20 protein-coding genes are annotated in these 22,016 nt (G+C 60.8%); 11 read left to right on the forward strand and 9 right to left on the reverse strand.

All coding sequences use genetic code 11. From position 1 onward, the window contains the following. Window positions 1-170: 170 nt before the first annotated feature. From NNA36_RS08595 to ssb, 3 genes are all read right to left on the reverse strand, one after another. Window positions 171-1,247, reverse strand: coding sequence for a site-2 protease family protein (locus NNA36_RS08595; protein WP_255106344.1), 1,077 nt, complete (start codon window positions 1,245-1,247; stop codon window positions 171-173). A gap of 85 nt (window positions 1,248-1,332) precedes the next feature. Next, window positions 1,333-2,577, reverse strand: coding sequence for a peptidase T (pepT, locus tag NNA36_RS08600; RefSeq protein WP_255106345.1), 1,245 nt, complete (start codon window positions 2,575-2,577; stop codon window positions 1,333-1,335). Between the two features lie 147 nt (window positions 2,578-2,724). Then, window positions 2,725-3,258, reverse strand: a complete 534-nt coding sequence (ssb, locus tag NNA36_RS08605) for a single-stranded DNA-binding protein (RefSeq protein ID WP_255106346.1) — start codon at window positions 3,256-3,258, stop codon at window positions 2,725-2,727. 218 nt (window positions 3,259-3,476) lie between these two features. On the opposite strand from ssb, the gene NNA36_RS08610 reads away from it, so the two are divergent. The 3 genes from NNA36_RS08610 (at window position 3,477) to NNA36_RS08620 (ending at window position 6,229) form a co-directional block, all read left to right on the forward strand. Then, a complete protein-coding gene (locus tag NNA36_RS08610; RefSeq protein WP_255106347.1) occupies window positions 3,477-4,064 on the forward strand; it encodes a lytic transglycosylase domain-containing protein in 588 nt (195 codons plus the stop codon). A gap of 119 nt (window positions 4,065-4,183) precedes the next feature. Beyond that, on the forward strand, window positions 4,184-5,326 hold the full coding sequence (locus NNA36_RS08615; RefSeq protein ID WP_255106348.1) for a cytochrome-c peroxidase: 1,143 nt from the start codon (window positions 4,184-4,186) through the stop codon (window positions 5,324-5,326). Between the two features lie 132 nt (window positions 5,327-5,458). Then, window positions 5,459-6,229, forward strand: coding sequence for a nuclease-related domain-containing protein (locus NNA36_RS08620; RefSeq protein WP_255106349.1), 771 nt, complete (start codon window positions 5,459-5,461; stop codon window positions 6,227-6,229). On the opposite strand, the gene NNA36_RS08625 is transcribed toward NNA36_RS08620, so the two are convergent. From NNA36_RS08625 to miaA, 6 genes are all read right to left on the reverse strand, one after another. Beyond that, window positions 6,226-6,561 (reverse strand): antibiotic biosynthesis monooxygenase, encoded by a 336-nt coding sequence (locus NNA36_RS08625; protein WP_255106351.1) that lies wholly within the window; start codon window positions 6,559-6,561, stop codon window positions 6,226-6,228. The genes NNA36_RS08620 and NNA36_RS08625 overlap by 4 nt on opposite strands. 75 nt (window positions 6,562-6,636) lie before the next feature. Then, window positions 6,637-8,724, reverse strand: a complete 2,088-nt coding sequence (locus NNA36_RS08630) for an ABC transporter ATP-binding protein (RefSeq protein WP_255106352.1) — start codon at window positions 8,722-8,724, stop codon at window positions 6,637-6,639. A 93-nt stretch (window positions 8,725-8,817) separates the two neighbouring features. Further along, window positions 8,818-10,278: an ABC transporter permease gene (locus NNA36_RS08635; RefSeq protein ID WP_255106353.1), complete on the reverse strand. Its 1,461-nt coding sequence runs from the start codon at window positions 10,276-10,278 to the stop codon at window positions 8,818-8,820. A 12-nt stretch (window positions 10,279-10,290) separates the two neighbouring features. Then, window positions 10,291-11,376, reverse strand: coding sequence for an ABC transporter permease (locus NNA36_RS08640; protein ID WP_255106354.1), 1,086 nt, complete (start codon window positions 11,374-11,376; stop codon window positions 10,291-10,293). A gap of 453 nt (window positions 11,377-11,829) precedes the next feature. Then, a complete protein-coding gene (locus NNA36_RS08645; protein WP_255106355.1) occupies window positions 11,830-12,717 on the reverse strand; it encodes an AraC family transcriptional regulator in 888 nt (295 codons plus the stop codon). A gap of 84 nt (window positions 12,718-12,801) precedes the next feature. Next, on the reverse strand, window positions 12,802-13,686 hold the full coding sequence (miaA, locus tag NNA36_RS08650; RefSeq protein WP_255106356.1) for a tRNA (adenosine(37)-N6)-dimethylallyltransferase MiaA: 885 nt from the start codon (window positions 13,684-13,686) through the stop codon (window positions 12,802-12,804). A 118-nt stretch (window positions 13,687-13,804) separates the two neighbouring features. Between miaA and pyrH the strand changes: the two genes are divergently transcribed. From pyrH to bamA, 8 genes are all read left to right on the forward strand, one after another. After that, a complete protein-coding gene (gene pyrH / locus NNA36_RS08655; RefSeq protein WP_255106357.1) occupies window positions 13,805-14,539 on the forward strand; it encodes a UMP kinase in 735 nt (244 codons plus the stop codon). Between the two features lie 59 nt (window positions 14,540-14,598). Beyond that, a complete protein-coding gene (gene frr, locus NNA36_RS08660) occupies window positions 14,599-15,159 on the forward strand; it encodes a ribosome recycling factor (RefSeq protein ID WP_255106358.1) in 561 nt (186 codons plus the stop codon). 23 nt (window positions 15,160-15,182) lie between these two features. After that, a complete protein-coding gene (locus NNA36_RS08665) occupies window positions 15,183-15,908 on the forward strand; it encodes an isoprenyl transferase (protein ID WP_255106361.1) in 726 nt (241 codons plus the stop codon). Continuing rightward, a complete protein-coding gene (locus tag NNA36_RS08670; protein WP_255106364.1) occupies window positions 15,905-16,666 on the forward strand; it encodes a phosphatidate cytidylyltransferase in 762 nt (253 codons plus the stop codon). Before NNA36_RS08665 ends, NNA36_RS08670 begins: the two co-directional genes overlap by 4 nt. Continuing rightward, window positions 16,666-17,841 carry a 1-deoxy-D-xylulose-5-phosphate reductoisomerase gene (gene dxr / locus NNA36_RS08675; protein ID WP_255106367.1) on the forward strand — a complete coding sequence of 392 codons (1,176 nt, stop codon included), beginning with the start codon at window positions 16,666-16,668 and terminating at the stop codon, window positions 17,839-17,841. Before NNA36_RS08670 ends, dxr begins: the two co-directional genes overlap by 1 nt. Before the next feature lie 13 nt (window positions 17,842-17,854). Then, entirely contained in the window at window positions 17,855-19,207 is a 1,353-nt protein-coding gene (gene rseP / locus NNA36_RS08680; protein WP_255106370.1) for an RIP metalloprotease RseP, read from the forward strand. 110 nt (window positions 19,208-19,317) lie between these two features. Next, the gene (locus tag NNA36_RS08685; protein WP_255106373.1) at window positions 19,318-19,452 is read left to right on the forward strand and encodes a hypothetical protein; all 135 of its coding nucleotides are present in this window, start codon (window positions 19,318-19,320) and stop codon (window positions 19,450-19,452) included. A 280-nt stretch (window positions 19,453-19,732) separates the two neighbouring features. Beyond that, window positions 19,733-21,979 carry an outer membrane protein assembly factor BamA gene (gene bamA / locus NNA36_RS08690; protein WP_255106375.1) on the forward strand — a complete coding sequence of 749 codons (2,247 nt, stop codon included), beginning with the start codon at window positions 19,733-19,735 and terminating at the stop codon, window positions 21,977-21,979. Window positions 21,980-22,016 lie beyond the last annotated feature (37 nt).

Here is a 22,016-nt window from a genome sequence, read left to right on the forward strand (position 1 = left end):
GTGACAGCCAATTGAAAACGCCTCTGCATTGGTCGGGGGCGTTTTTGTTTTCGGGATCAGATCAGGGAGAGTTCGCCGTTGCCGGCTGGAACCAGAGGGTGGTTTCGTCCGTCATTGCGCGTACCGCAAGATCGCCCGACGCGGTTGTATTCCGAGACTTGCTTGGCCGCCTACCGCCCTTTCAGCACCATCAGTTCGCCGACGTTGTCCTTGGTGACATAGCCGACCATCTGGCCGCTGCTGGCAGAGATCAGGGCGACAGCGGGGGCGCCTTTGTGCAGGGCGTCCAGCACCGCTTCGAGGCCGGCAGTCAGGGGCAGGCGCGGGATGTCGGTGGTCATGATCTCGGCGACCGGCTGCATCTTGTGGTCATCCCCCATCATGGCGTGGAAGATGGCGTTGCGGGTGACAAAGCCCAGCAGGGCACCGCTGGTGTCTTCCACCGGGAATTCGTGCTGCGTGGTGCGGATCAGGGCGGCGGCTGCGGCGCTGGCGGTATCGGTGGGGGAAAGGGTTTCGTAGGTGGTGATCATCGCGTCGCGGGCGGTCAGGCGGCGGGTGACGGCGCGGATGGCGACGTCCTGGTTCTCGGCATTGGCGGCGATGAAGACGAAGAAGGCCACGAGGATCAGGATCGGGTTACCGGTGTTGAGGCCGAGAAAGGCCAGTAGAAGCGCCACAAGTTGCCCGGCGGCGGCAGCGATGCGGGTGGCCTGAACGCGGGACATGTAGAGGCTGAGGGCGGCGCGGAAGACGCGTCCGCCATCCATCGGGAAGGCCGGGATCATGTTGAAGACGGCAAGGAACAGGTTGATCATGGCCAGTTGGGCGAAAAAGCCGATCTCGGGGTCTTCGAGGTTGGGCATGGTCGAGAAATCGGGGCGCGCCCCGAAGAGCACGGCCAGCACGAACCAGATCACCACGTTCACGGCGGGGCCGGCGATGGCCATCAGGATCTCCTCGCGCGGTTTTTCGGGCATCTTTTCAAGGCGTGCCATGCCGCCGATGGGCAGGAGCGTAATATCGGGGGTGCGGATGCCGAAGCGACGCGCCACGAGGGCATGACCGTATTCGTGGGCGAGGACGCAGGCAAAGAGGGCGATCACCAGTGAGACATTGCGCAGGGCGGCCTCGGGGCCGGACTGGACGTAGGCGGCCCAGCCGATCCAAGCCAGCAGCAGGACGAACGTCAGGTGGATGCGGACTTCGCTGCCAAGAAGGCGACCGAGGGAAATGGACCAGCTCATGACATCTCCTGCAAAGTGAAAAGGGGACGGCTGACCGTCCCCTTCATTACATCAGATGGCCCCAGCGGCGTCGAGGGGCGCGTCGTCAGCCTGCGGCGCGTTGCACGAGGTTGAGGCAGATGCGGGTTGCCGCGGCCATGTCCTGCACGCTGATCCACTCAAGCGGGCCGTGGATTTGTTGCATCCCGGTAAAGAGGTTGGGGCAGGGGACGCCAAGTTCGGTAAGGCGCGAGCCATCGGTGCCGCCACGGATCGGGATCGAGAGCGGCTCGAAGCCTTCGTCGCGATAGGCGTCGCGGGCGAGATCAACCGGGGTCATGTCCTTTTCCAGCCAGTAGCGCATGTTGCGGTATTGCTTGGTGATGGTGCAGGTGACACTGGCCCCCGGAAAATCGGCCTCGGCTTTGGCGCAGGCTTCTTGCAGGCGGGTGCGGCGGGCCTCAAGCCCGTCCAGTTCGAAATCGCGCAGGATGAACTTGAGCGTGGCATCGGACGAGCCGCCTTCCATGCCGTAGCAGTGGATGAACCCCTCGCGGCCTTCGGTGGTTTCCGGTGTTTCGCCCTCGACATCGAGATCGGTGACAATGCTCGCGGCGACATGCAGCGCGTTGACCAGCGTGTTCTTGGCCCAGCCCGGGTGGGCGGAGATGCCCTTGACCACAACCACCGCGCCATCTGCCGAGAAACTTTCGAACTCGATGCTGCCGGCGCGGCTGCCGTCGAGGGTGAAGGCAAAATCCACGTTGAAATCGGCGGGCAGGCGGTCGTCGACCCCACGGCCGATTTCTTCGTCGGGGGTAAATGCAAGACGCACGCGGCCATGTTTCAGATCGGGGGTGGTGAGAAGGTGTTCGGCCATTGTCATGATGATGGCGACGCCGGATTTGTCGTCGGCCCCCAGCAGGGTGAGGCCAGAGGCGGTGATGATGTCGTCACCCGACTTGGCGGCGAGATAGGGCAGCTTGGCCGGATCAAGCAGCAGGTCGGGATTGTCGGGATAAGTGATCGGCGTGCCGTCCCATGCGGTGTGGACACGCGGTTTGACGCCTGTGGCGTTGAACTGCGGCGCAGTATCGACATGGGCGCAGAAGCCGATGGACGGGGCGGCGGTATCGGTGGCGGGGACCGTGGCCAGAACCGCGCCATAGGGGGTGAGTTCGATCTCTGCCGCGCCGATCCGTTCGAGTTCGGCAACCAGATGGCGCTGCATGTCGAGCTGGATCTCGGTGCTGGGCTGGCTGGGAGAGGTTTCATCGCTCTGGCTGTCGATGGCGCAATAGGCCACGAGGCGGGATTCCAGGGCGCGGTCGAAGGCGGGGTAACGGCTCATGTCGGGTGTCCAATCCTTGGGGGTTGGCGGCAGAATGAGCGCGAAGCGGGGCGGAGTTCAAGGGCAAAGAAAGGGGCAAAGAAAAAGGGCCGGCGCGGTGCCGACCCTTTGGGTGTTTTCGTGAAGCGGGGCTGTGCCGCCAGCCGCTTAGAACGGGATTTCGTCGTCAAGGTCGCGCGAGGGGGCACCGCCGCCCTGACCGCCGCCAAAGCTGCCGCCCTGATCGTTGCCGTAACCGCCGCCGTAGCCGCCCTGATCGCCACCGCCGTAGCCGCCACCGTAGTTGCCGCCGCCACCCTGGCCACCGCCATAGTCGCCGCCGCCACCGCTGCGGCCATCAAGCATCACGAGGGTGGCGTCAAAGCCCTGAAGCACAACCTCGGTCGAGTAGCGGTCCTGGCCGGACTGGTCCTGCCATTTGCGGGTTTGCAGTTTGCCTTCGATGTAAACCTTGGAACCCTTGCGCAGGTATTGTTCGCAGACCCGCACCAGCCCTTCGGAGAACACGGCAACCGAGTGCCATTCGGTGCGTTCACGGCGTTCGCCGGTGTTGCGGTCTTTCCAGGTCTCGGAGGTGGCAATGCGCAGGTTGCAGACCTTGCCGCCGTTCTGGAACTGGCGCACTTCGGGGTCGCGGCCCAGATTGCCCACGATAATGACTTTGTTGACGGATCCGGCCATGTGTTGTTCCCCTCAGAATCTCTTGTTTTGGTTTGCGCCAGCATAGACCATTCCACGCCCTGCATTGGAAGGCCAATTTCCATTTTTTTCACCGCCTGCGCCGATAGGTTTTCAGCACGAAACCGCCAAGGACGCTGCGGCCTTTTCAGGAATGCTGGAAAATTTCTTAAAATCACGTATATAGGCGCACGAGAAATGGAACGGGGCAGTGCGCAGGCATGAAACGCGTCATTCTTTTGAGTGCTTTGATTGTCGGGCTCGGCGCGGGTGTGCCGGCCTCGGCGGATATTCTGTCGACAAAGAGCAAGAAGAACCTGTTCCGCTCTCAGACCAAGGTTCTGGATAACCGCGCCAAGCAGCAGTACCGCAATTCGGTGCGGCTTCAGCCCAAGCCGATCTATACGCCCAGCAAATGGGGCGATGGCAGTTTCAAGGGCAAGTACAACGGCCCCTACCTTGGCATGGCAAGGGAAGCGGCGCTGCGGCACGGTATTCCTGTCGATCTGTTCCTAAAGCTGGTGCAGCAGGAGTCGGGATGGAACGCCAATGCCAAATCGCACAAGGGTGCGCTTGGGCTTGCGCAGTTGATGCCCGAGACGGCGCGGTCCCTGAACGTGGACCCGCTGGACCCTTACCAGAACCTTGATGGCGGGGCGCGCTATCTTGCCAAGCAGTACAAGGCTTTTGGTTCGTGGCGGCTGGCGCTGGCGGCTTATAACGCTGGCCCGCAGGCGGTGCGCAAACATGGGGGTGTGCCGCCCTATGAAGAGACCCGCAACTATGTGCGGATCATCTTCGGCAGCTAATGGTTTTGGCGGGTGCCCGTTAATTCCGACAAAAAATATCGGAAATTTGTTCTGGATCAATTGTGGTCCCGTCGAACTCGTGCAAAGACCTCTGGCAGTTGGATGAATGGAGCGGAACCATGTCGCGTGTATTCAAAGGTCTGATGATCGGGGCGCTGAGCGCAGGGACCGGGATGGCAGAGCCGGTCTATGACAGTCTGGAGGCACTGGGCGAGGCGCTGTTCTTTGATGAGAACCTGTCGAAGAACCGCACGCAGGCCTGTGCCACCTGTCATGACCCCGATTATGGGTTTGTCGACCCGCGCGAGACCGAGGCCGGCAGGGCAGTGAGCCTTGGCGATGACGGGGTATCGCTTGGGGATCGCACGGCGCCGACCGCGGCCTATGCGGCCTTCACGCCGGAGTTCCACATCAACAAGGATGGCCAGTATGTTGGCGGCATGTTCTGGGACGGGCGCGAGCCCGGGCTTGAGGGGCAGGCAGGCGGGCCGCCGCTGAACCCGATCGAGATGGGGATGCCCGACAAGGCCTCGGTTGTTGCGCGGCTGATGGAGAATGGCGACTATGTCGTGAGCTTCAACGCGCTGTTCGGCGAGGGGGTGCTGGGCGACGTGGAGGCGGCCTATGACGGCATGACCCGCGCGATTGCAGCGTTTGAGCGGACCGATGTCTTTGCGCCCTTCGATTCCAAGTACGACCGGTTCCTACGCGGGGAGGTGGACCTGACACGCGAGGAGCACATGGGCCGGGTGCTGTTCTTCTCGCCGCAGTTCACGAACTGCAACCTGTGCCACCAGCTGCGCCGCAGTGCGGTGGACCCGCGCGAGACCTTTTCGAACTACGAGTACCACAATATCGGCGTGCCGGTGAACGAACGGGTGCGGGCGGTGAATGGCTCGCCGGAGAAGGCGCTCGACAAGGGGTTGCTGGCCAATCCGGCGGTGGACGCTCCGATCATGGTGGGCAAATTCAAGGTGCCGACCCTGCGCAACGTGGCCGTGACCGGGCCTTACATGCACAACGGCGTGTTCGAGGACCTGCGCACGGTGGTTCTGTTCTACAACAAATACAACAGCAAGGATCCGCAACGGCAGATCAACCCCGAAACCGGCAAGGCGTTCCGCTGGCCGGAGGTGGCCTTTACGCTATCGACGGCGGAGCTGACCGAGGGGCCGGCGCTGGATGACAGGCGTATCGACGCGCTGGTGGCCTTCATGAAGACCCTGACCGACTCCCGGTATGAGCATCTGCTGGAGGAGTGACGAGGACAGAAATTTCTCGAAATTTCTGATGTCGGGCTTTTCTTCTAGAAGAAAAGCGCAGCGAGGTATTTGGTAGGCGCGACTTAGCGCCATTTACGAAGTGTGCCATGCCATTTAGGAAAGCTTGATTTTATGGAAAGCGTTGTTCTGCTGTTTGTCCTTGGGGCGGTTCTTGTTGGGAGATGGTATCTTCGCACGCCCAGTGGCCGGGGATGGGTCGGTGAAGCGACTGTGAAACGCGGGTTGGCGTGGCGCCTGAATCCTGAAGAATACCATGTTCTCAATGATCTAACACTTCCGACCGACAGGGGAACAACCCAGATCGACCACGTCGTTCTATCGCGTTTCGGTATCTTTGTGATCGAGACAAAGAACTGGGCCGGGTGGATTTTTGGAGGTGCTGATCAAAGCGAATGGACGCAGGTCCACTACAAGAGAAAGCGACGTTTTCAAAACCCGCTTAGACAAAACTACCTGCACATCAAAGCTGTTGAAAAGATAACGGATGTGCCACCAGATCATCTGCATGGTCTTGTCGTGTTTGTCGGCGACGCAGAGTTTAAGACATTGATGCCTGCGTCGGTTGTACTTGGCTCTGGCGGTTTGGCCGACGCCATCAGACTGCGAAGGAAAATCGTTTTCTCTGAAGCGCAGGTTCTTTCGCTGCAAAGAAAGCTTGAACGTGCGGCACTGCAACCGGGGCGCAAGACTCGCGTGGCGCATGTGGCCCATGCAAACGAGAGGCGCGCTCAGCGGCAACAAGACACGATTTCATGTCCGCGGTGTGGCGCGAAAATGCGCGAAAGAACCAATCGACAAAGTGGGGCGCGGTTTCTTGGCTGCGCACGCTATCCAAAGTGCAAGGGAACACGGGCCATGCCAGAAAAGGAAGCCAGGCACTAACGCCCTTCTGGCCCGTCATAAGCCCGTTCAACCTTGGCGACGCGTAGGGTGTAGTGATCGTACCAGCGGGTCTTGCCGAGTTTCTGGGCCAGGAGGTGCTGGGCGACGTCTTTCCAGGCCAGGAGGCTGGCTTCGTCCTGCCAATAGCTCACGGTGATGCCGAGGCCGGTTTCGTCGCGGGTGGTTTCCACGCCGATGTAGCCGGGTTGTGCCTTGGCCAGTCTCACCATTTCATCCGCCATCGCGCCATAACCGAGATCGCCCTCGGTGCGTTGGACGGTGAAGATGACGGCGTAATAGGGTGGATCGGGCAGGGGGGCAAAGCGTGACATGGGGGCAGCCTGATTTGACGGGATCAAAAAAGAAAAGGGGCCGGTTGTCCGGCCCCTTGTTGTGTTTCGGCTTGTTTATTCAGCCGCGATCTTGATGACCGGTTCCATGCGTTCGAGCACGTCTTCGGCGAGGTGGCACTTGACCTGGTGGCCGTCGGCCAGGGTCTGGACCGGGGGCACCTCTTTCTCGCAGAGACCGCCGGGGACCTCGCTTTTCCAGCGGCAGCGCGTCTGGAAGGGGCAGCCCGGGGGTGGTGACATGGCCGAGGGGATGTCGCCTTCGAGAACGATGTGTTGTTTCTCGATCGAGGTGTCCGCGATGGGCACCGCCGACAGGAGCGCCTCGGTATAGGGGTGGTAGGGCGGCGCGAAGACCTGATCGGTCGTGCCGAGTTCCACCACGTGGCCAAGGTACATCACCATGACGCGATCCGAGAGATAGCGCACGATCGAGAGGTCGTGGCTGATGAAGAGAAGGGTTGTCTTCTCTTCGCGCTGGATCTCCATCAGGAGGTCGGTCACGGCGGCCTGAACCGACACGTCGAGCGCCGAGACCGGTTCATCGGCCACAACGATGCGGGCGCCGCCGGCAAAGGCGCGGGCGATGCCGACACGCTGTTTCTGACCCCCCGAAAGCTGGCGCGGCATGCGGTCGGCAAAGGCGCGCGGCAGTTTCACGAGGTCGAGCAGTTCCAGCATACGGGCGCGGCGTTCGGCTTCGCTGTTGCCGATGCCGAAGATTTCCAGCGCGCGCATGATCTGGCGGCCCACCGTCATCGAGGGGTTCAGCGTGTCAAACGGGTTCTGGAAGACCATCTGGACATCGGCGACGGTCTTGGTGTCGCGGGCTTCGATCGGTGTCTGTTCGATGTTGTTGTTGTCGAGCAGGATCTGACCGTCGGTCGCGGTTTCAAGACCCATGAGCACCTTGGCGAAGGTCGACTTGCCGCAACCGGATTCCCCCACGATGGCGAGGGTTTCGGATTCGCGGGCTTCGAACGAGAGGGTTTCGTTGGCCTTGACCACTTTCTTGGCGCCGCCGCCGAAGATCGCGTTGGCCGCCACCTCGTAGTATTTCTTGAGGTTGTCCATCTTGAGGACAACCTTGCCGACTTCGGCCTTTTCCTTCTGTTCGCCCACCTGGATCGGCGCGTTCCAGTCGATTTCCTTGTACTTCAGGCAGCGCGTGGTGTGGCGTTCGAACCCTTCCACGGCCTCCATCGGAATGTCTTGAGCGTCGCAGCGACCCTCTTCGAAATAGTCGCAGCGCGGGCCGAAGTTACAGCCCGGTGGCCGCTCGTGGGGCAGGGGGAAGTTGCCGCGGATCGCCACCAGCGGGCGGGCGTTCTTGTCGGCACCCGGCAACGGGATCGAGCGGAACAGCGCCTGTGTATAGGGGTGCTGCATGTTGTCGAAAACATCTTCGATAGAGCCGCGTTCCACGGCTTCGCCCGAGTACATCACGCAGAGACGGTCGCAGGTTTCCAGAACCAGACCGAGGTTGTGCGAGATGAAGAGCATCGAGGTGCCGTATTTCTTGCCGAGGTCCTTGACCAGTTCGACCACGGCGGCCTCGACCGTCACGTCGAGCGCGGTGGTCGGTTCGTCGAGGATCAGCAGCGAGGGTTTCGACATCAACGCCATGGCGATGACGATCCGCTGCTGCTGGCCACCAGAAAGCTGGTGCGGGAAGGAGTTCAGCATGCGCTCCGGGTCGGGCAGGCGCACGTCTGTCACCACTTCCAGCGCGCGGGCATAGGCCTCTTCGGCGCTGACGCCTTCGTGGATCATCGGCACTTCCATCAGCTGTTTGCCGATTTTCATCGCCGGGTTCAGCGAGGCCATCGGTTCCTGATAGATCATCGCGATCTCGTTGCCGCGCACATCGCGCAGTTCCTCGGGGGTGAAGTCGGCGAGGTCGCGGCCCTTGAACTTGATGTTGCCGCCGACGATACGGCCGTTCTTGCCAAGGTCCTGCATGACGCCAAGGGCCACGGTGGATTTGCCGCAGCCGGATTCACCAACGAGGCCAACGGCTTCGCCGGGCATCACGCGGACCGAGAAGTCCATCACGGCCGGGATTTCACGCAGGCGCGTGAAGAAGGAGATAGACAGGCGATCGATCTCGAGGATCGGGCCGTCGTAATCTGCCATTTTACTCATGTTCCAGTCTCCCTGTTGGAGCGGTGGGGTGTTGACCCCGATGATTGTTCGTTGTCCGGGGACCGGCGCGGGGCCGGTCCCACACGGGGTTCATCAGTCGCGCAGGGACTCTTCGCGCAGACCGTCGGCCAGGAGGTTCAGACCCAGCACCAGGCTCAGCAGCGAGAAGGCCGGAACCAGCGCGGGGTGCGGATAGATCGACAGCAGTTTACGGCCGTCATTGATCGTGGTCCCCCAGTCCGGGCTTTCCGGCGGCAGACCCAGGCCGAAGAAGCCCAAGGTCCCCAGAAGGATGGTGGTGTAGCCAATACGCAGGCAGAAATCGACGATCAGCGGACCACGTGCGTTGGGCAGGATCTCCCAGAGCATGATGTACCACGGACCCTCGCCACGGGTTTGCGCCGCTGCCACGTAGTCACGCGTCTGGATGTCCAGCGCGAGGCCACGCACGATGCGGAACACGGTGGGCGAGTTGACGAAGACCACCGAGACGAAGACCACGAGGATACCACCGGGGATATCGAACAGGTCCATCGAGGACGGCAGGATGTTGATGACCGTGCCCGGCGCCGAGATCAGCGACAGGTAGATCCAGACCATCACCACCATGATCCCCGCAAGAAGCGGTGTTCTGACACGCGGACGTGTGTAGTAGCGCGAGTTGATCAGGACGCCGACGAAGATGATCGGGAAGACGAACAGCACCATCGCCATGAAGGACGGGATGCCGGTTGCAACGATCTCGGGGGTCACCAGCAGGTAGAACAGCAGGATCACCGGGAAGGCGAGGATCAGGTTTGCGAGGAACGACAGGCCGGTGTCCAGACGGCCACCGAAGTAGCCTGCCGGAAGGCCCAGCGTGATGCCGACCATGAAGGCAAAGAGCGTCGCCAGAGGCGCGATGCGGATCACGATCCACGAGCCTTCCACCATGCGGGAGAAGACGTCGCGGGCGAGGTTGTCGCCGCCGAGGATATACCAGCAGGCGGTACCGCATTCAGCCGCGTCTGCGCCGCGCATCGGGGTGCCGGGGACCTTGTTCTTCATGCCCGAGACCTGGGTCAGCGGGTCGTGGGTCGCAATCATGTCGAAGACGCCCGAGAAGATCGCGGTGTAGACCCAGAACATCACCAGGCCAAAGCCGATCATGCCGATGGTCGAGTCAAACAGCTTGCCGTAGAGGCCCAGTTTGCGCTTGTAGACGATCGACAGGATGAAGGTCACGAAGAGGGCCAGCCAGACCGGCGAGAAGCGGGCAGCCATCGCGCCGATGATGCCGGCCTTGCCGAAGGGCATGACCATACCGGCGATGATGTAGAGCACTGCCAGCGCGATCAGGCCAAGGAGGCTGTATTTCGAGACCCTGGTGATCAGTTCGATCGGGCCGCTCCCGGCGCTCAGGGTGCCGTCAGCATTGGTGATGACCGCTGCCGGTTTGAAGATGAAGGACGACACGATCTGAAGCGCGACCGCGACGATGAAGATCACCGCGATGATGCTGAAGATCGGGTCGAGTACGGTTCCTACGGAGCCAGTCCAAGTCAGTTTTTCCATGATCAGGCCTCCTTAGGAAATGCGGATACGCGGGTTGAGGTAAACATAGCCGATATCCGAGATCAGCTGTGTGAACAGAACCACGGCCACCGACACCACCGAAACCGCAAGGAGCATTTCGATGTCGTTGTTGCCTGCCGCCGTCACCAGCTGGAAGCCGAAGCCGGGGTAGGAGAACAGCGTTTCCACGATCACCACGCCGTTCAGCAGCCAGGGGAACTGAAGCATGATGACGGTGAAGGGTGCGATCAGCGCGTTGCGCAGGGCGTGTTTCATCACGATGTTGCGGAAGCTGACGCCCTTGAGACGTGCCGTCCGGATGTACTGTGCGGTCATGACCTCGGCCATCGAGGCGCGGGTCATGCGGGCGATGTAGCCCATGCCGTAGAGCGCAATCGTGATAACGGGCAGGGTGAAGTTCTGGAGCGTGGCGTTGTCCATCGCGGATTTCGCCGTGCCTTTGAACAGGGCCTTGCCCTCGATCAGACCCCATTCATGCAGGATCGGGCCGAGACCGAAGCGGGTCGAGGCCAGAAGCGCGATGAAGATAACACCGGAGACGTATTCCGGCGTCGCGGTCGACAGGATCGAGAAGGTCGACAGGGTCCGGTCGGTGCCGCTGCCTTCACGCATACCGGCGAGAACACCGATGATGAGGGCTGAGGGCACCATGACGACCATGACCCAGAACATCAGCTTGCCGGTACTGGCAAGACGCGAACCGAGAACGTCGGACACCGGTGCCTTGGACACCGTCGAAAAGCCCCAGTCGCCCTGAAGGATACCGCAGTAGCGCGGCGTGTCTTCCGGCGCGACGCCGGGACGGACACACTTGCCGACAAGCGAACCGTCTTCCTTGACGGTACGGTGGCCGGGCATGAGGCCAAGCCACTGCGCGTATTTGATGGGTGTGGCCTGAAGATAGCCACGGTCTTCGAGGTAGCTCGCAACCGCTTCGTCGGACATACGGAAGTTGCCCTGCGTTTTCGCGAGTTTCTCGAGGTTGGGATAGAGGTTGGTCATGAAGAACACGATGAACGTCAGGCATAGTGCCGTGACAATCATCATGCCAACCCGCCTTAGAATAAACAGTCCCATTTGATCCCCTGTCGGTCTGTTCCAGTTGTGGTTGGGCCGGACCCGTTATGCCTTGTCGTTGGTCTTGCGCCCTGATGGGCGAAGGGGTCCGAAGCGAAATCGACGGCCCTGCGAGGAGATGCAGGCCCGTTGCATAGTTCCATTAGTGTTTTTGGGAAACGGCTACTCTCTGAAGCTCGCGGCGCGGTAAGGCGGCAGCGGCGGCAAAAAAGGTCAGGACAAGAAGTGCGCTTGCGAGAGCTGGCGTCATGTATCCCCCGTTGGATGCGTTCACCGATCCGAAAATGAACGTTTATTGTTGTTTAGCATCGGGCCGATAAGGCCAGATCGGATCTTCGGACCCCCATTCGGCACCAGAATGGACGCGCCGTCAATGTTCTCTATCGGCATAAACGTGACAAAAAACGACATATGCGGTGTCGAAAACTGACTGCCACACTCACAAACCGGTGATCAGCTGCCGTGCTGGGCGGTCTTTCGAATCTGGCTTGGGGCTGCGCCGAAGTGTTGTTGGCTGAAACGCGAAAAATAGGCGGCGCTGCCAAAGCCGAGACGGTCTGCGATTTCGTTCATCGGCAGGTCCGAGCGGGTCAGGAGGGTGCGGGCCTCATGCTGGATCATCTGGTTGAGCATGTCAGCAGCGGTCAGGCCGGCGCATTGGCGGCAGACCCGCGTCAGGTGAGTCGGGGTGATGTCGAGGTCTTCGGCATAGGCGGCCATCGGGCGGCCCGAGCGGAAATCCTCGGACAGGAGATCGGAAAACCGGCGCACGATGCGTTCGGCGGCGGTGGCGCGCCCTGCTGGCCCTGCAATCTGCATCTGACGGCGCAGCCAGATCGACACGAGCGAGGCCACCGCGGTCAGGGCCTCGGTCAGCAGGGGACGATTTTCGTGGATTTCGCGGCGCAGGTCATCGAACAGACCGGTCAGTTCGGCCTGTGCGAGGCCGTCCTGAATGCGCAGTTGGTGGGTGCGGTCGGGCAGGTTGACGCGCCCGTCGGCAGGAATGACCAGTGCCTGACCCTGAACATGGCGACCGGCTTCCATCGACAAAAGCTTGCCCGCAGGCACGAAGATCGCGTTATGCGCACCATAGCCGCGGCGCAGGCCATGCAGCAGGATTCTGCCCTGTCCACGAGTGATCCAGAGAAACAGGTGATGATCGCGGACATGCAGCTGTTCCAGCTGCCAGGGGCCGCCCAGCGTGAGCTGTGCGAGGGTCATGACCTGGATGCCGGATGTGGCGTGCGGCTGCACCGGAGCGGGTTGCGAATTGGCCGCAACATCAAGGGTTTCCCGGATAACAGCGCGCGGCTTATCCCCATGTGCCGTGCGTGTCATGAATGATGGAATATGTAAACTTCTGTCCGTCATCGAAGGCAAGGAATGACAGGCAGGTTCGATTCCGGCAAGCGTTAATTCACGTCACGTGGCCTGATCCGGGCGATATCTTGCCCAAGTCTTCATTTTTGAGCGGAACCACGTGCGTTGCCGCTTGGCGAACTGTCGGGTGGCAATGGTGGCGCGTTCACAGGCTGTGTCCAAATCCAGTTCGCCGTTGAGGTGGGCCATCAGCTCGGGGGCGCCAATTGCCTTGGCAGACAGGTGTTTGGGGTTCCAGATAGGGAGATTCGCGCGGGCTTCTTCAAGGGCCCCCAATTCGATCATGAGATCAAACCGCCGGGCGATGCGGTCGTTCAGCCAGTCTTTGTCGACGTCAAACAGGATGGGCACACAGGCGGCCTCGGGCAGCAGAGGGGCAGGGGTGTTGTCTTGCCATGCGGCAAGCGGTTGTCCGGTGGCGCGCAGCACTTCCCAGGCACGTTGAACGCGCATCGGGTTCAACTGGTCGATTCGCGCGGCGGTTTCGGGATCGAGTTCGGCAAGGAGGGATTCGAAACCGTCCTCGGCGACGCGTGCGTCTGCCTCGGCGCGGATTTCGGGCGGGGTTGCCGGGATGTCGGCCAGACCCTGTGTAAGGGCCGTGAAATAAAGGCCGGTGCCGCCGGTGATGATCGGACGCTGGTCGCCAGTGAGAAGCGGGGCGACCTCGCGCAGCCAGTGGCCCACGGAATACTCGGCATCATGTGCGATGTGTCCATAAAGCGCGTGAGGCGCGCGCGATTCGTCTTCTTCCGAGGGCCGCGCGGTCAGGATGCGCCAGTTTTCATAGACCTGAATGGCATCGGCATTGACGATCACGCCGCCCTGCGTTTCCGCGATTTCCAGCGCCAGCGCACTTTTGCCGCTGGCGGTTGGACCGGCGATCAAGACCGGCTGGTCCGGGGATATGGGGGGCAGGTTGCGCATCGACGCCTCGAGTTTTTCTGTGCCAGAGCCCGCGCACGTGCATATCGCGCATTGAACCCGACGGTGTTTTCCGACATTTTGCGCGCAATCCTAAATCTTTGCGCAGATGGAGTGCAATATGACCGACGCGGCGCCCGAATCCGAAACCAAGTTCAATCGTGTGATGCTTAAGATTTCGGGGGAGGCGTTGATGGGGGACCAGGGCTTTGGCCTGCATCCGCCGACGGTCCAGCGGATCGCCGAAGAGGTCAAACGCGTTCACGAGCTTGGCGTGGAAATCTGCATGGTGATCGGCGGCGGCAACATCTTCCGCGGTCTCAGCGGCTCGGCTCAGGGCATGGAGCGCACCACGGCAGACTATATGGGAATGCTGGCAACGGTGATGAACGCGCTGGCGATGCAGTCGGCGCTGGAGGGCGTTGGCGTCTTTACCCGCGTGATCTCGGCCATTCGCATGGATGAGGTCTGTGAACCCTACATCCGCCGCCGCGCCGTGCGCCACCTTGAGAAAAAGCGTGTCTGCATCTTTGCCGCCGGCACCGGGAACCCCTATTTCACCACCGACACCGCCGCGACCCTGCGTGCCAACGAGATGGCCTGCGAGGCGATCTTCATGGGCAAGAACGGCGTGGACGGTGTTTACGACAAAGACCCCAAGGAACATGCCGACGCAGTGCGTTATGACAGCGTGAGCTATGACGACGTACTGGCCAAGCGCCTGAAGGTCATGGATGCGAGCGCCATTGCGCTGGCGCGTGACAACAACCTGCCTCTGATCGTGTTCTCGCTGGATGAGCCGGGTGGTTTCCGGGGAATTCTGGCGGGCAAGGGCACCTATACAAAGGTCGGCTGAAGCCGTTAGACTACGTGATGAAACCGGCCTTTGCGCCGCACAACGACAAGAGCAATACGATGTCTGAAGAATTTGAACTTGATACCGACGATCTGAACCGCCGCATGGAAGGTGCGATGAGCGCCCTGAAAACCGAATTCGCCTCGTTGCGGACGGGCCGCGCTTCTGCGTCGATCCTAGAGCCGGTCACCGTGGAAGCCTATGGCCAGCGCACGCCGATCAACCAGGTGGGTACCGTCAACGTGCCCGAGCCGCGCATGGTCACGATCAACGTCTGGGACAAGTCGCTGGTCAGCGCGGTTGAGAAGGCGATCATGAACTCGGGTCTGGGCATCAACCCGCAGACCAACGGCACCATCGTGATGCTGCCGATCCCGGAACTGAACGAAGAGCGCCGCGCCGAACTGGCCCGCGTTGCCGCCCAGTATGCCGAAAGCGCCCGCGTTTCGATCCGTAACATCCGTCGTGACGGCATGGATCAGATCAAGAAGGGCAAGGACAACATGTCGGAAGACGACATGAAGCTCTGGGAAGCCGAGGTTCAGGAGCTGACCGACAAATACATCAAGAACGTCGATGGTGCGCTTGAAACCAAGCAAGCCGAAATCATGCAGGTTTGAGCCTTTCAGGAAGGAACCGAGACGTGGGAGCCAAAGACATTGGCGCGGCGGGTCCCCGTCACGTTGCAATCATCATGGATGGCAATGGTCGCTGGGCGCAGTCGCGCGGGCGGCCACGGCTTTTCGGGCACCATGCCGGTGCGCGCCGGGTGCGCGAGATCGTTGAGGCCTGCCCGGCAAATGGCGTCAAGTATCTGACAATATTTGCGTTTTCGACAGAGAACTGGAAGCGGACCCAGACCGAAGTGGCCGGTCTGATGAGCCTGTTCCGTCGCTACATTATGAAGGAAATGCAGGATTTCGTGCGCCAGAATGTGCGTGTGCGCTTTATTGGCGACCGTGTACGGCTGGACGAAAAACTGCGTTCCCTGATGGATGAGGCCGAGGAGTTGACCTCGCATTGCACGGGCACGAACCTGACCATCGCGCTGAACTATGGCGGCCGCGACGAGGTGGCCCGCGCCACCCAGCGTCTGGCGCAAGACGTGGCTGATGGTCGGCTGAAGCCGGAAGATGTCGATGAAGAGACGCTGCCGAAGTACCTTGATACCTGCGTGCTGCCCGATCCGGACCTTGTGATCCGGACCAGCGGCGAGGCGCGGATTTCGAACTTTCTTTTGTGGCAGTCGGCCTATGCCGAATACGAATTCATCGACACGCTGTGGCCCGATTTTACCAAGGACGTGTTCCACAAGCTGGTGTCCTCCTATGGCAGCCGCGAACGGCGCTATGGCGGGGTCAAGGCATGAGTGACGGCAAGTGGGGAGACCTTGGCGCGCGTGTCGTTTCGGCGATCGTGATGCTGGCCGTCGGGGCCGTTGGCCTTTGGCTTGGCGGTATCTGGTTCACGCTGCTTGTGGCGGCTGTTGGTGGCGGCATGATCTGGGAACTGGGGCGGATGATTGCCCCGGAGCAGACCGCGTTGCGGGTGTCGATGGGGGCGCTGACGGCGGCGGCCATCGTGCTGGCCGGGTTTCTGCCGGGTGAGGCGGTTCTGCCGGTTCTGGTTGCGCCTGCCATTGTCGGGGCCTCGCAGATTGCCAGGGACCGCTGGATTTATGCGGCCTATGCGGCGGGGCTGATGCTGGCCTGTTTTGGTATCACGCTTCTGCGCAACAAGTTCGGCATCGACTGGGTTGTCTGGCTGATCCTCGTGGTGGTCGCCACCGATGTTGCGGGCTATTTCGTGGGGCGGGTCGTTGGTGGCCCGAAGTTCTGGCCCAAGGTGTCGCCCAAGAAAACATGGTCGGGCACCGCTGGTGGCTGGGTGGCCGCGGGGATCGTGGGTGCCTTTTTCGGCGGACCGGCGGTGATTGCCTTGAGCCTTGCGGCGTCTTTCTGTTCACAGATGGGCGATGCCGCGGAAAGCGCGATCAAGCGCCGCACGGGGGTCAAAGACAGTTCCAACCTCATTCCCGGCCACGGCGGTCTGCTGGACCGGTTTGACGGGATGATGGGGGCTGCGCTTCTGGTGGTCGTGATCGGGGCATTGGTAGGATTACCGTAATGCGGAAAGTTTCGATTTTCGGGGCGACGGGCTCGATCGGGCAGAACACCATCGACCTGATCGCGCGCGATCCCGAAAGCTATGACGTGGTCGCCCTGACCGGCGGGCGCAACATTGCGCAGCTTGCGGAAGACGCCCGCCGCCTTGGGGCGGATGTGGCAGTAACGGCGCATGACGAACTGATGCCAGACCTGCGTGCAGCGCTCGAGGGCAGCGGTGTCGAAGCGGCCGCAGGCGGCGAGGCAATTGCCGAGGCTGCGGACCGGCCTGCCGACTGGGTGATGTCGGCCATCGTCGGCGCAGCGGGCCTGAAACCGGGTCTGCGGGCGCTGGAGCAGGGGGCGACGCTGGCGCTTGCCAACAAGGAGTCGCTGGTGACGGCAGGGCCGCTGATCATGGGCGCGGCCAAGGCGCATGACGCCCGTATCCTGCCGGTGGACAGTGAGCATTCGGCGGTGTTTCAGGGGCTGGTGGGCGAAGATTTCGACGCGGTCGAGCGGATCATCATCACCGCCAGTGGCGGGGCGTTTCGCGATTGGAGCCTTGAAGACATGGCGCGCGCCACGCCGGCACAGGCCTCGAGCCACCCGAACTGGAACATGGGGCAGCGGATCACGATCGACAGCGCCAGCATGTTCAACAAGGCATTGGAAGTCATTGAAACCAAGGAGTTCTTTGGCTGTTCTCACGAGATGATCGAGGTGCTTGTTCATCCGGAATCGATGATCCATGCGCTTGTCGGTTTCAACGACGGGGCCTTGATGGCCCATGTTGGCCCGCCCGATATGCGCCATGCCATCGGCTATGCCCTGCATTGGCCCGAACGCCAGACCCTGCCGGTGGAACGGCTTGATCTGGCCCGTATCGGACAGTTCACCTTCCGCGCGCCCGATCCGGTGCGCTATCCGGCCCTGCGGCTTGCGCACGAGGTGCTTGAGGCGGGCGGTCTGAACGGTGCGGTGTTCAATGCAGCCAAGGAGCGGGCGCTGGACGGGTTCCTCGAGGGGCGCATCGGATTCCTGCAGATGGCAGAGGTTGTCGAGGAGGTTCTCGCGCGAATGTCATCCGATCCACGCCATAATAATGCCGAAATGACCCTTGATACCGTCTCGGAAACAGACCATCTCGCGCGGCAGGTGGCGGATGACGTCATGCGCGAATGGCAGAACAAATAGGGCAGAGCGAAACGTGGATATCTTTGGACTGATTGCCGGTTTTGGAAACATCTTCTGGGTGCTGATCGCCTTTGTGATCGCGCTTTCGGTGATCGTGGCGATCCACGAATACGGCCACTATATCGTTGGCCGCTGGTCGGGGATCGGTGCGGACGTGTTCTCCATCGGCTTTGGTCCGGTTCTGTGGTCTCGTCACGACAAGCACGGCACGCGCTGGCAGATCGCCGCGATTCCGCTTGGTGGCTATGTGAAGTTCAAGGGCGATGCGAATGCCGCGTCGGGCAAGGACGCAGGCGCGATGCAGGGCCTGTCTGACGAAGAGCGCCGCCACACGATGCACGGGGCGCCCCTGTGGGCGCGTACGGCCACGGTTGCGGCCGGTCCGGTGTTCAATTTCATCCTGTCGACCGTGATCTTTGCCGCCGTGTTCCTGAGCCAGGGGCAGGTGGGCGACCGCCTGATCGTCGGCGAGCTGCGCGATCTGCCGCCGCCTGCGGGCGAATTGCAGGTGGGTGACGAAATCCTTTCGGTGGGCGGTATTCGCCTGCCGCAGGGTGATGACGACGGGGCGGCGTTGAATTCCCTCTGGGAGGACCTGCCGCTGGAAAGCCCGATTCTTTATGGTGTGAACCGTGACGGGCGCGAGATCGAGGTCGAGGGTCCGTATTTCTATCCGGCCATCGTCGGGCGGGTTGTGCCGCGTTCGGCGGCGTTTGATTCCGGGCTGGAAGCCGGCGACGTGATCACCGCGATTGACGGTGAGAAGATCGTCGGGTTTTCGCAGTTGAAAGACGCCGTGGAAAGCGGTGAAGGCAAGCCGTTGCTGCTGGATGTGTGGCGCGAAGGCGAGGCGCTGGAGTTCACGCTGGTGCCGCGTCGTGTGGATGAGCCGCAGCAGGGCGGCGGGTTCAAGACCTACTGGCGGATCGGTATCGGCGGCGGCGAGGCCTTTATGCCTGCAACCGAAGCCCTGCCTTTCGGCATGGCGGTCTGGGGCGGCGTGGCCAAGACCGGCGAAATCATTTCCGGTTCGGTATCAGGGCTTTACCACATGATCACCGGCCAGATTTCGACCTGTAACCTGTCCGGACCCGTTGGTATCGCGGAAACATCGGGGGCGATGGCAAGCCAGGGGCTGGTCGACTTTATCTTCTTTATCGGCGTGCTGTCTGCGGCGATCGGAATGTTGAACCTGTTCCCGATCCCGATGCTGGATGGCGGGCACCTGGTTTTCTATGCCTACGAGGCGGTTGCCGGACGTCCGCCCAGCGACAGGATCGTTCAGGTGTTGATGACGATGGGTCTGTTCATCGTTCTGTCCATGATGATGTTCGGCCTCTTCAACGATACGATCGGCTGCCCCTGACAACGGTCACCATGACGGGGCGGGTCATGGAGGTTCCATCAATCTGCCCCATTCTTGCCCCAATTGGTTCCTAGCTTCGGTTTTGAAGTTACCTGAACTGGACAAGAACCATGCAAACGATTGCACAAGGCTACCGCGCACTGGGATTGCTGATCGACATCAACTGGGACCGTATGCTGTTCCCGTTTGCGATTTTGGCGGGTCTCATGGTCGCAGCCTATCTCGGCTCGCTTGGTCTTCTCTGATCAGGGCTTACGTCCCTTATTTTCCGTCCCCTTAAGGTCCGCAGGTTTCCCCGCCTTGCGGACCTTATCCTTTTGACGCCGCAACAAGTTCCGACCTTGGCGCGCAATGCCATTTTGACATCGCGCCCCAGACCCGTTAGTCACTTCTCAACTGGGATATGTCTGCAGGATTTGGGGTATGACAAATCATAATCGAGCTGCCGCTCGGGCCATCGCGGTTGAAACCACGTGGCTTCGTAAGTTTCATCTTGCTGTTTTTCTTTTTGTTTCAGCGATTTTCTTGGCTTTGCCACTGGTGGCAAACGCTCAGGAATATCGGTTTACGCGGATCGATGTGACCGGCAACCAACGTATCGAATCTGCCGCGATCCTGAACTACGCGGGAATCGAACGGGGCAAATCGATTAGTCCCGGCGCTCTGAACGAAGGCTACCAACGCATTCTTGCCAGCGGCCTGTTCGAAAGCGTCGAACTGGAGCCGCGCGGCAATCTTCTGCGTATCCGCGTTGTCGAATACCCAACCATCAACCGCGTGAGCATCGAAGGCAACCAACGTCTCAAGGATGACGCTTTGCTGGCGCTGGTGGAATCAAAGTCACGGCACGTTCTGAACCCCGAAACCGCCGAACGGGACGCCGCGCGTATTGCTGAGAGCTACAACCAGTCCGGTCGCGTGGCGGCGCGGGTTACCCCGCGTATCATCCGCCAGCGTGACAACCGCGCTGACCTCGTTTTCGAAATCTTCGAGGGTGGTGTTTCGGAGGTGGAGCGGATTGGCTTTGTAGGCAATAAGCAATACTCGGACCGCCGTCTGCGCCGCGTCCTGTCGTCCAAGCAAGCTGGTATTCTCCGCGCATTTTTCCAGAACGATACCTTTGTCGAGGACCGCATAGAGTTTGATAAACAGGTTCTGCGCGATTTCTATCTTTCGCGTGGTTATGTCGACTTCCGTATTACCGGTGTGAACGCTGAGCTTGCGCGAGATCGCGATGCATACTTTCTGACCTTCAATATCCAGGAAGGACAGCAGTTCCGTTTTGGCGAAATAACGGCCTCGACGACTCTGGATGGCGTAGATACTGATGAATACCTGGACACTTTGAAGATCAAGCCGGGTGTCGTTTACACGCCCCTGTTGGTTGAAAACTCGATCGCGCGTATGGAACGCCTCGCAATCCGCAATGGCCGTGACTTCTTGCGTGTCGATCCGCGTATCACCCGCAACGAGCGCGATTTGACATTGGATGTTGAGTTCGTAATCGAGCGTGGGCCGCGTGTGTTCGTGGAACGTATCGATATCGAGGGTAACACCACGACACTGGACCGCGTTGTTCGCAACCGCTTCCGGATTGTCGAAGGTGACCCGTTCAACGCCCGCGAAATCCGCGAGAGCGCCGAACGTATCCGTGCGCTTGGCTATTTCGAGACCGCGGAAGTGAACGCGCGCGAGGGATCGGCACCGGACCAGGTGATCGTAGATGTTGATGTTGTCGAACAGCCGACCGGTTCGCTTCGTATCGGTGGTACCTATTCGACCGACAATGGTATCGGTCTCGCGGTGAGCTTTTCGGAACAGAACTTCTTGGGCCGTGGACAGCGTGTTGACCTAACGTTCTCGACTTCTTCGGATATCAGCGACTATGCCTTCCGCTTCTATGAGCCGAGCTTCCTTGGCCGTGATCTCGGGTTTGGTCTGGAACTGACACTGCGCGATCAGGAATCGAGCGAGACACGCTGGACCAGCGAAATTCTGCAGTTCAAGCCCGTACTGGAATTCCCGGTGAGCGAGTTTGGACGTGTTCGTCTTAACTATACCGCCCGCCGCGTCGGGATGAACGTCGCTGCAGCCGATGCAATCGCGGGTTCGATCATTGATACCGACGCGAATGCCGGTGACGTGTTCAACAGCTCGGTTGGTTACTCTTACGTGTACGACACTCGGAACACCGGCCTTGATCCAAACCGTGGCGTTTATCTGAACGTTAGCCAGGATTTCGGTGGAGTGGGTGGCGACTTCAGCTTTGTCCGCACAACGCTCAGCGCCGTTGCCGAAGCCAAAATCCTGCGGGAAGAGGTTGGTGTCCGTGTCAGCTTTGATGCCGGCGTCTTGCATACCCCGGACGACGATAGCCGTACCGTGGATCGTTTCTTCCTTGGCAAGAGCCAGCTGCGCGGCTTCGACCCGTTCGGCATTGGCCCGCGCGAGCGCGTCGCTGGCACTCAGGATGATGCCGTCGGTGGGCGCTACTATGCGTCTGCCCGCTTCGAGACGGATTTCCCGCTTGGTTTGCCCGAAGAATACGGTATCCGCGGCGGTCTGTTCTACGATGTCGGTTCGCTTTGGGGCTCGGGTCAGTCTTCGGCCAACCTGATCCAGGACGACTTCTCCCTTCGCCATGTGATTGGCTTCTCGGTGCTGTGGAATACGGCAGTTGGTCCGCTGCGCTTTGACTTCTCTAAGGCATTGCAAAAAGAAGATTTTGATCGCGATCAAAACTTCAACTTCTCGATCAGCGCGCAGTTCTGATTGGTCGGCTTGATGCTCCGGTTTGTTAAGACCATTG

The organism is Shimia sp. CNT1-13L.2, assembly GCF_024331145.1.
In the GTDB taxonomy this organism is placed as follows: Bacteria; Pseudomonadota; Alphaproteobacteria; order Rhodobacterales; family Rhodobacteraceae; genus Shimia.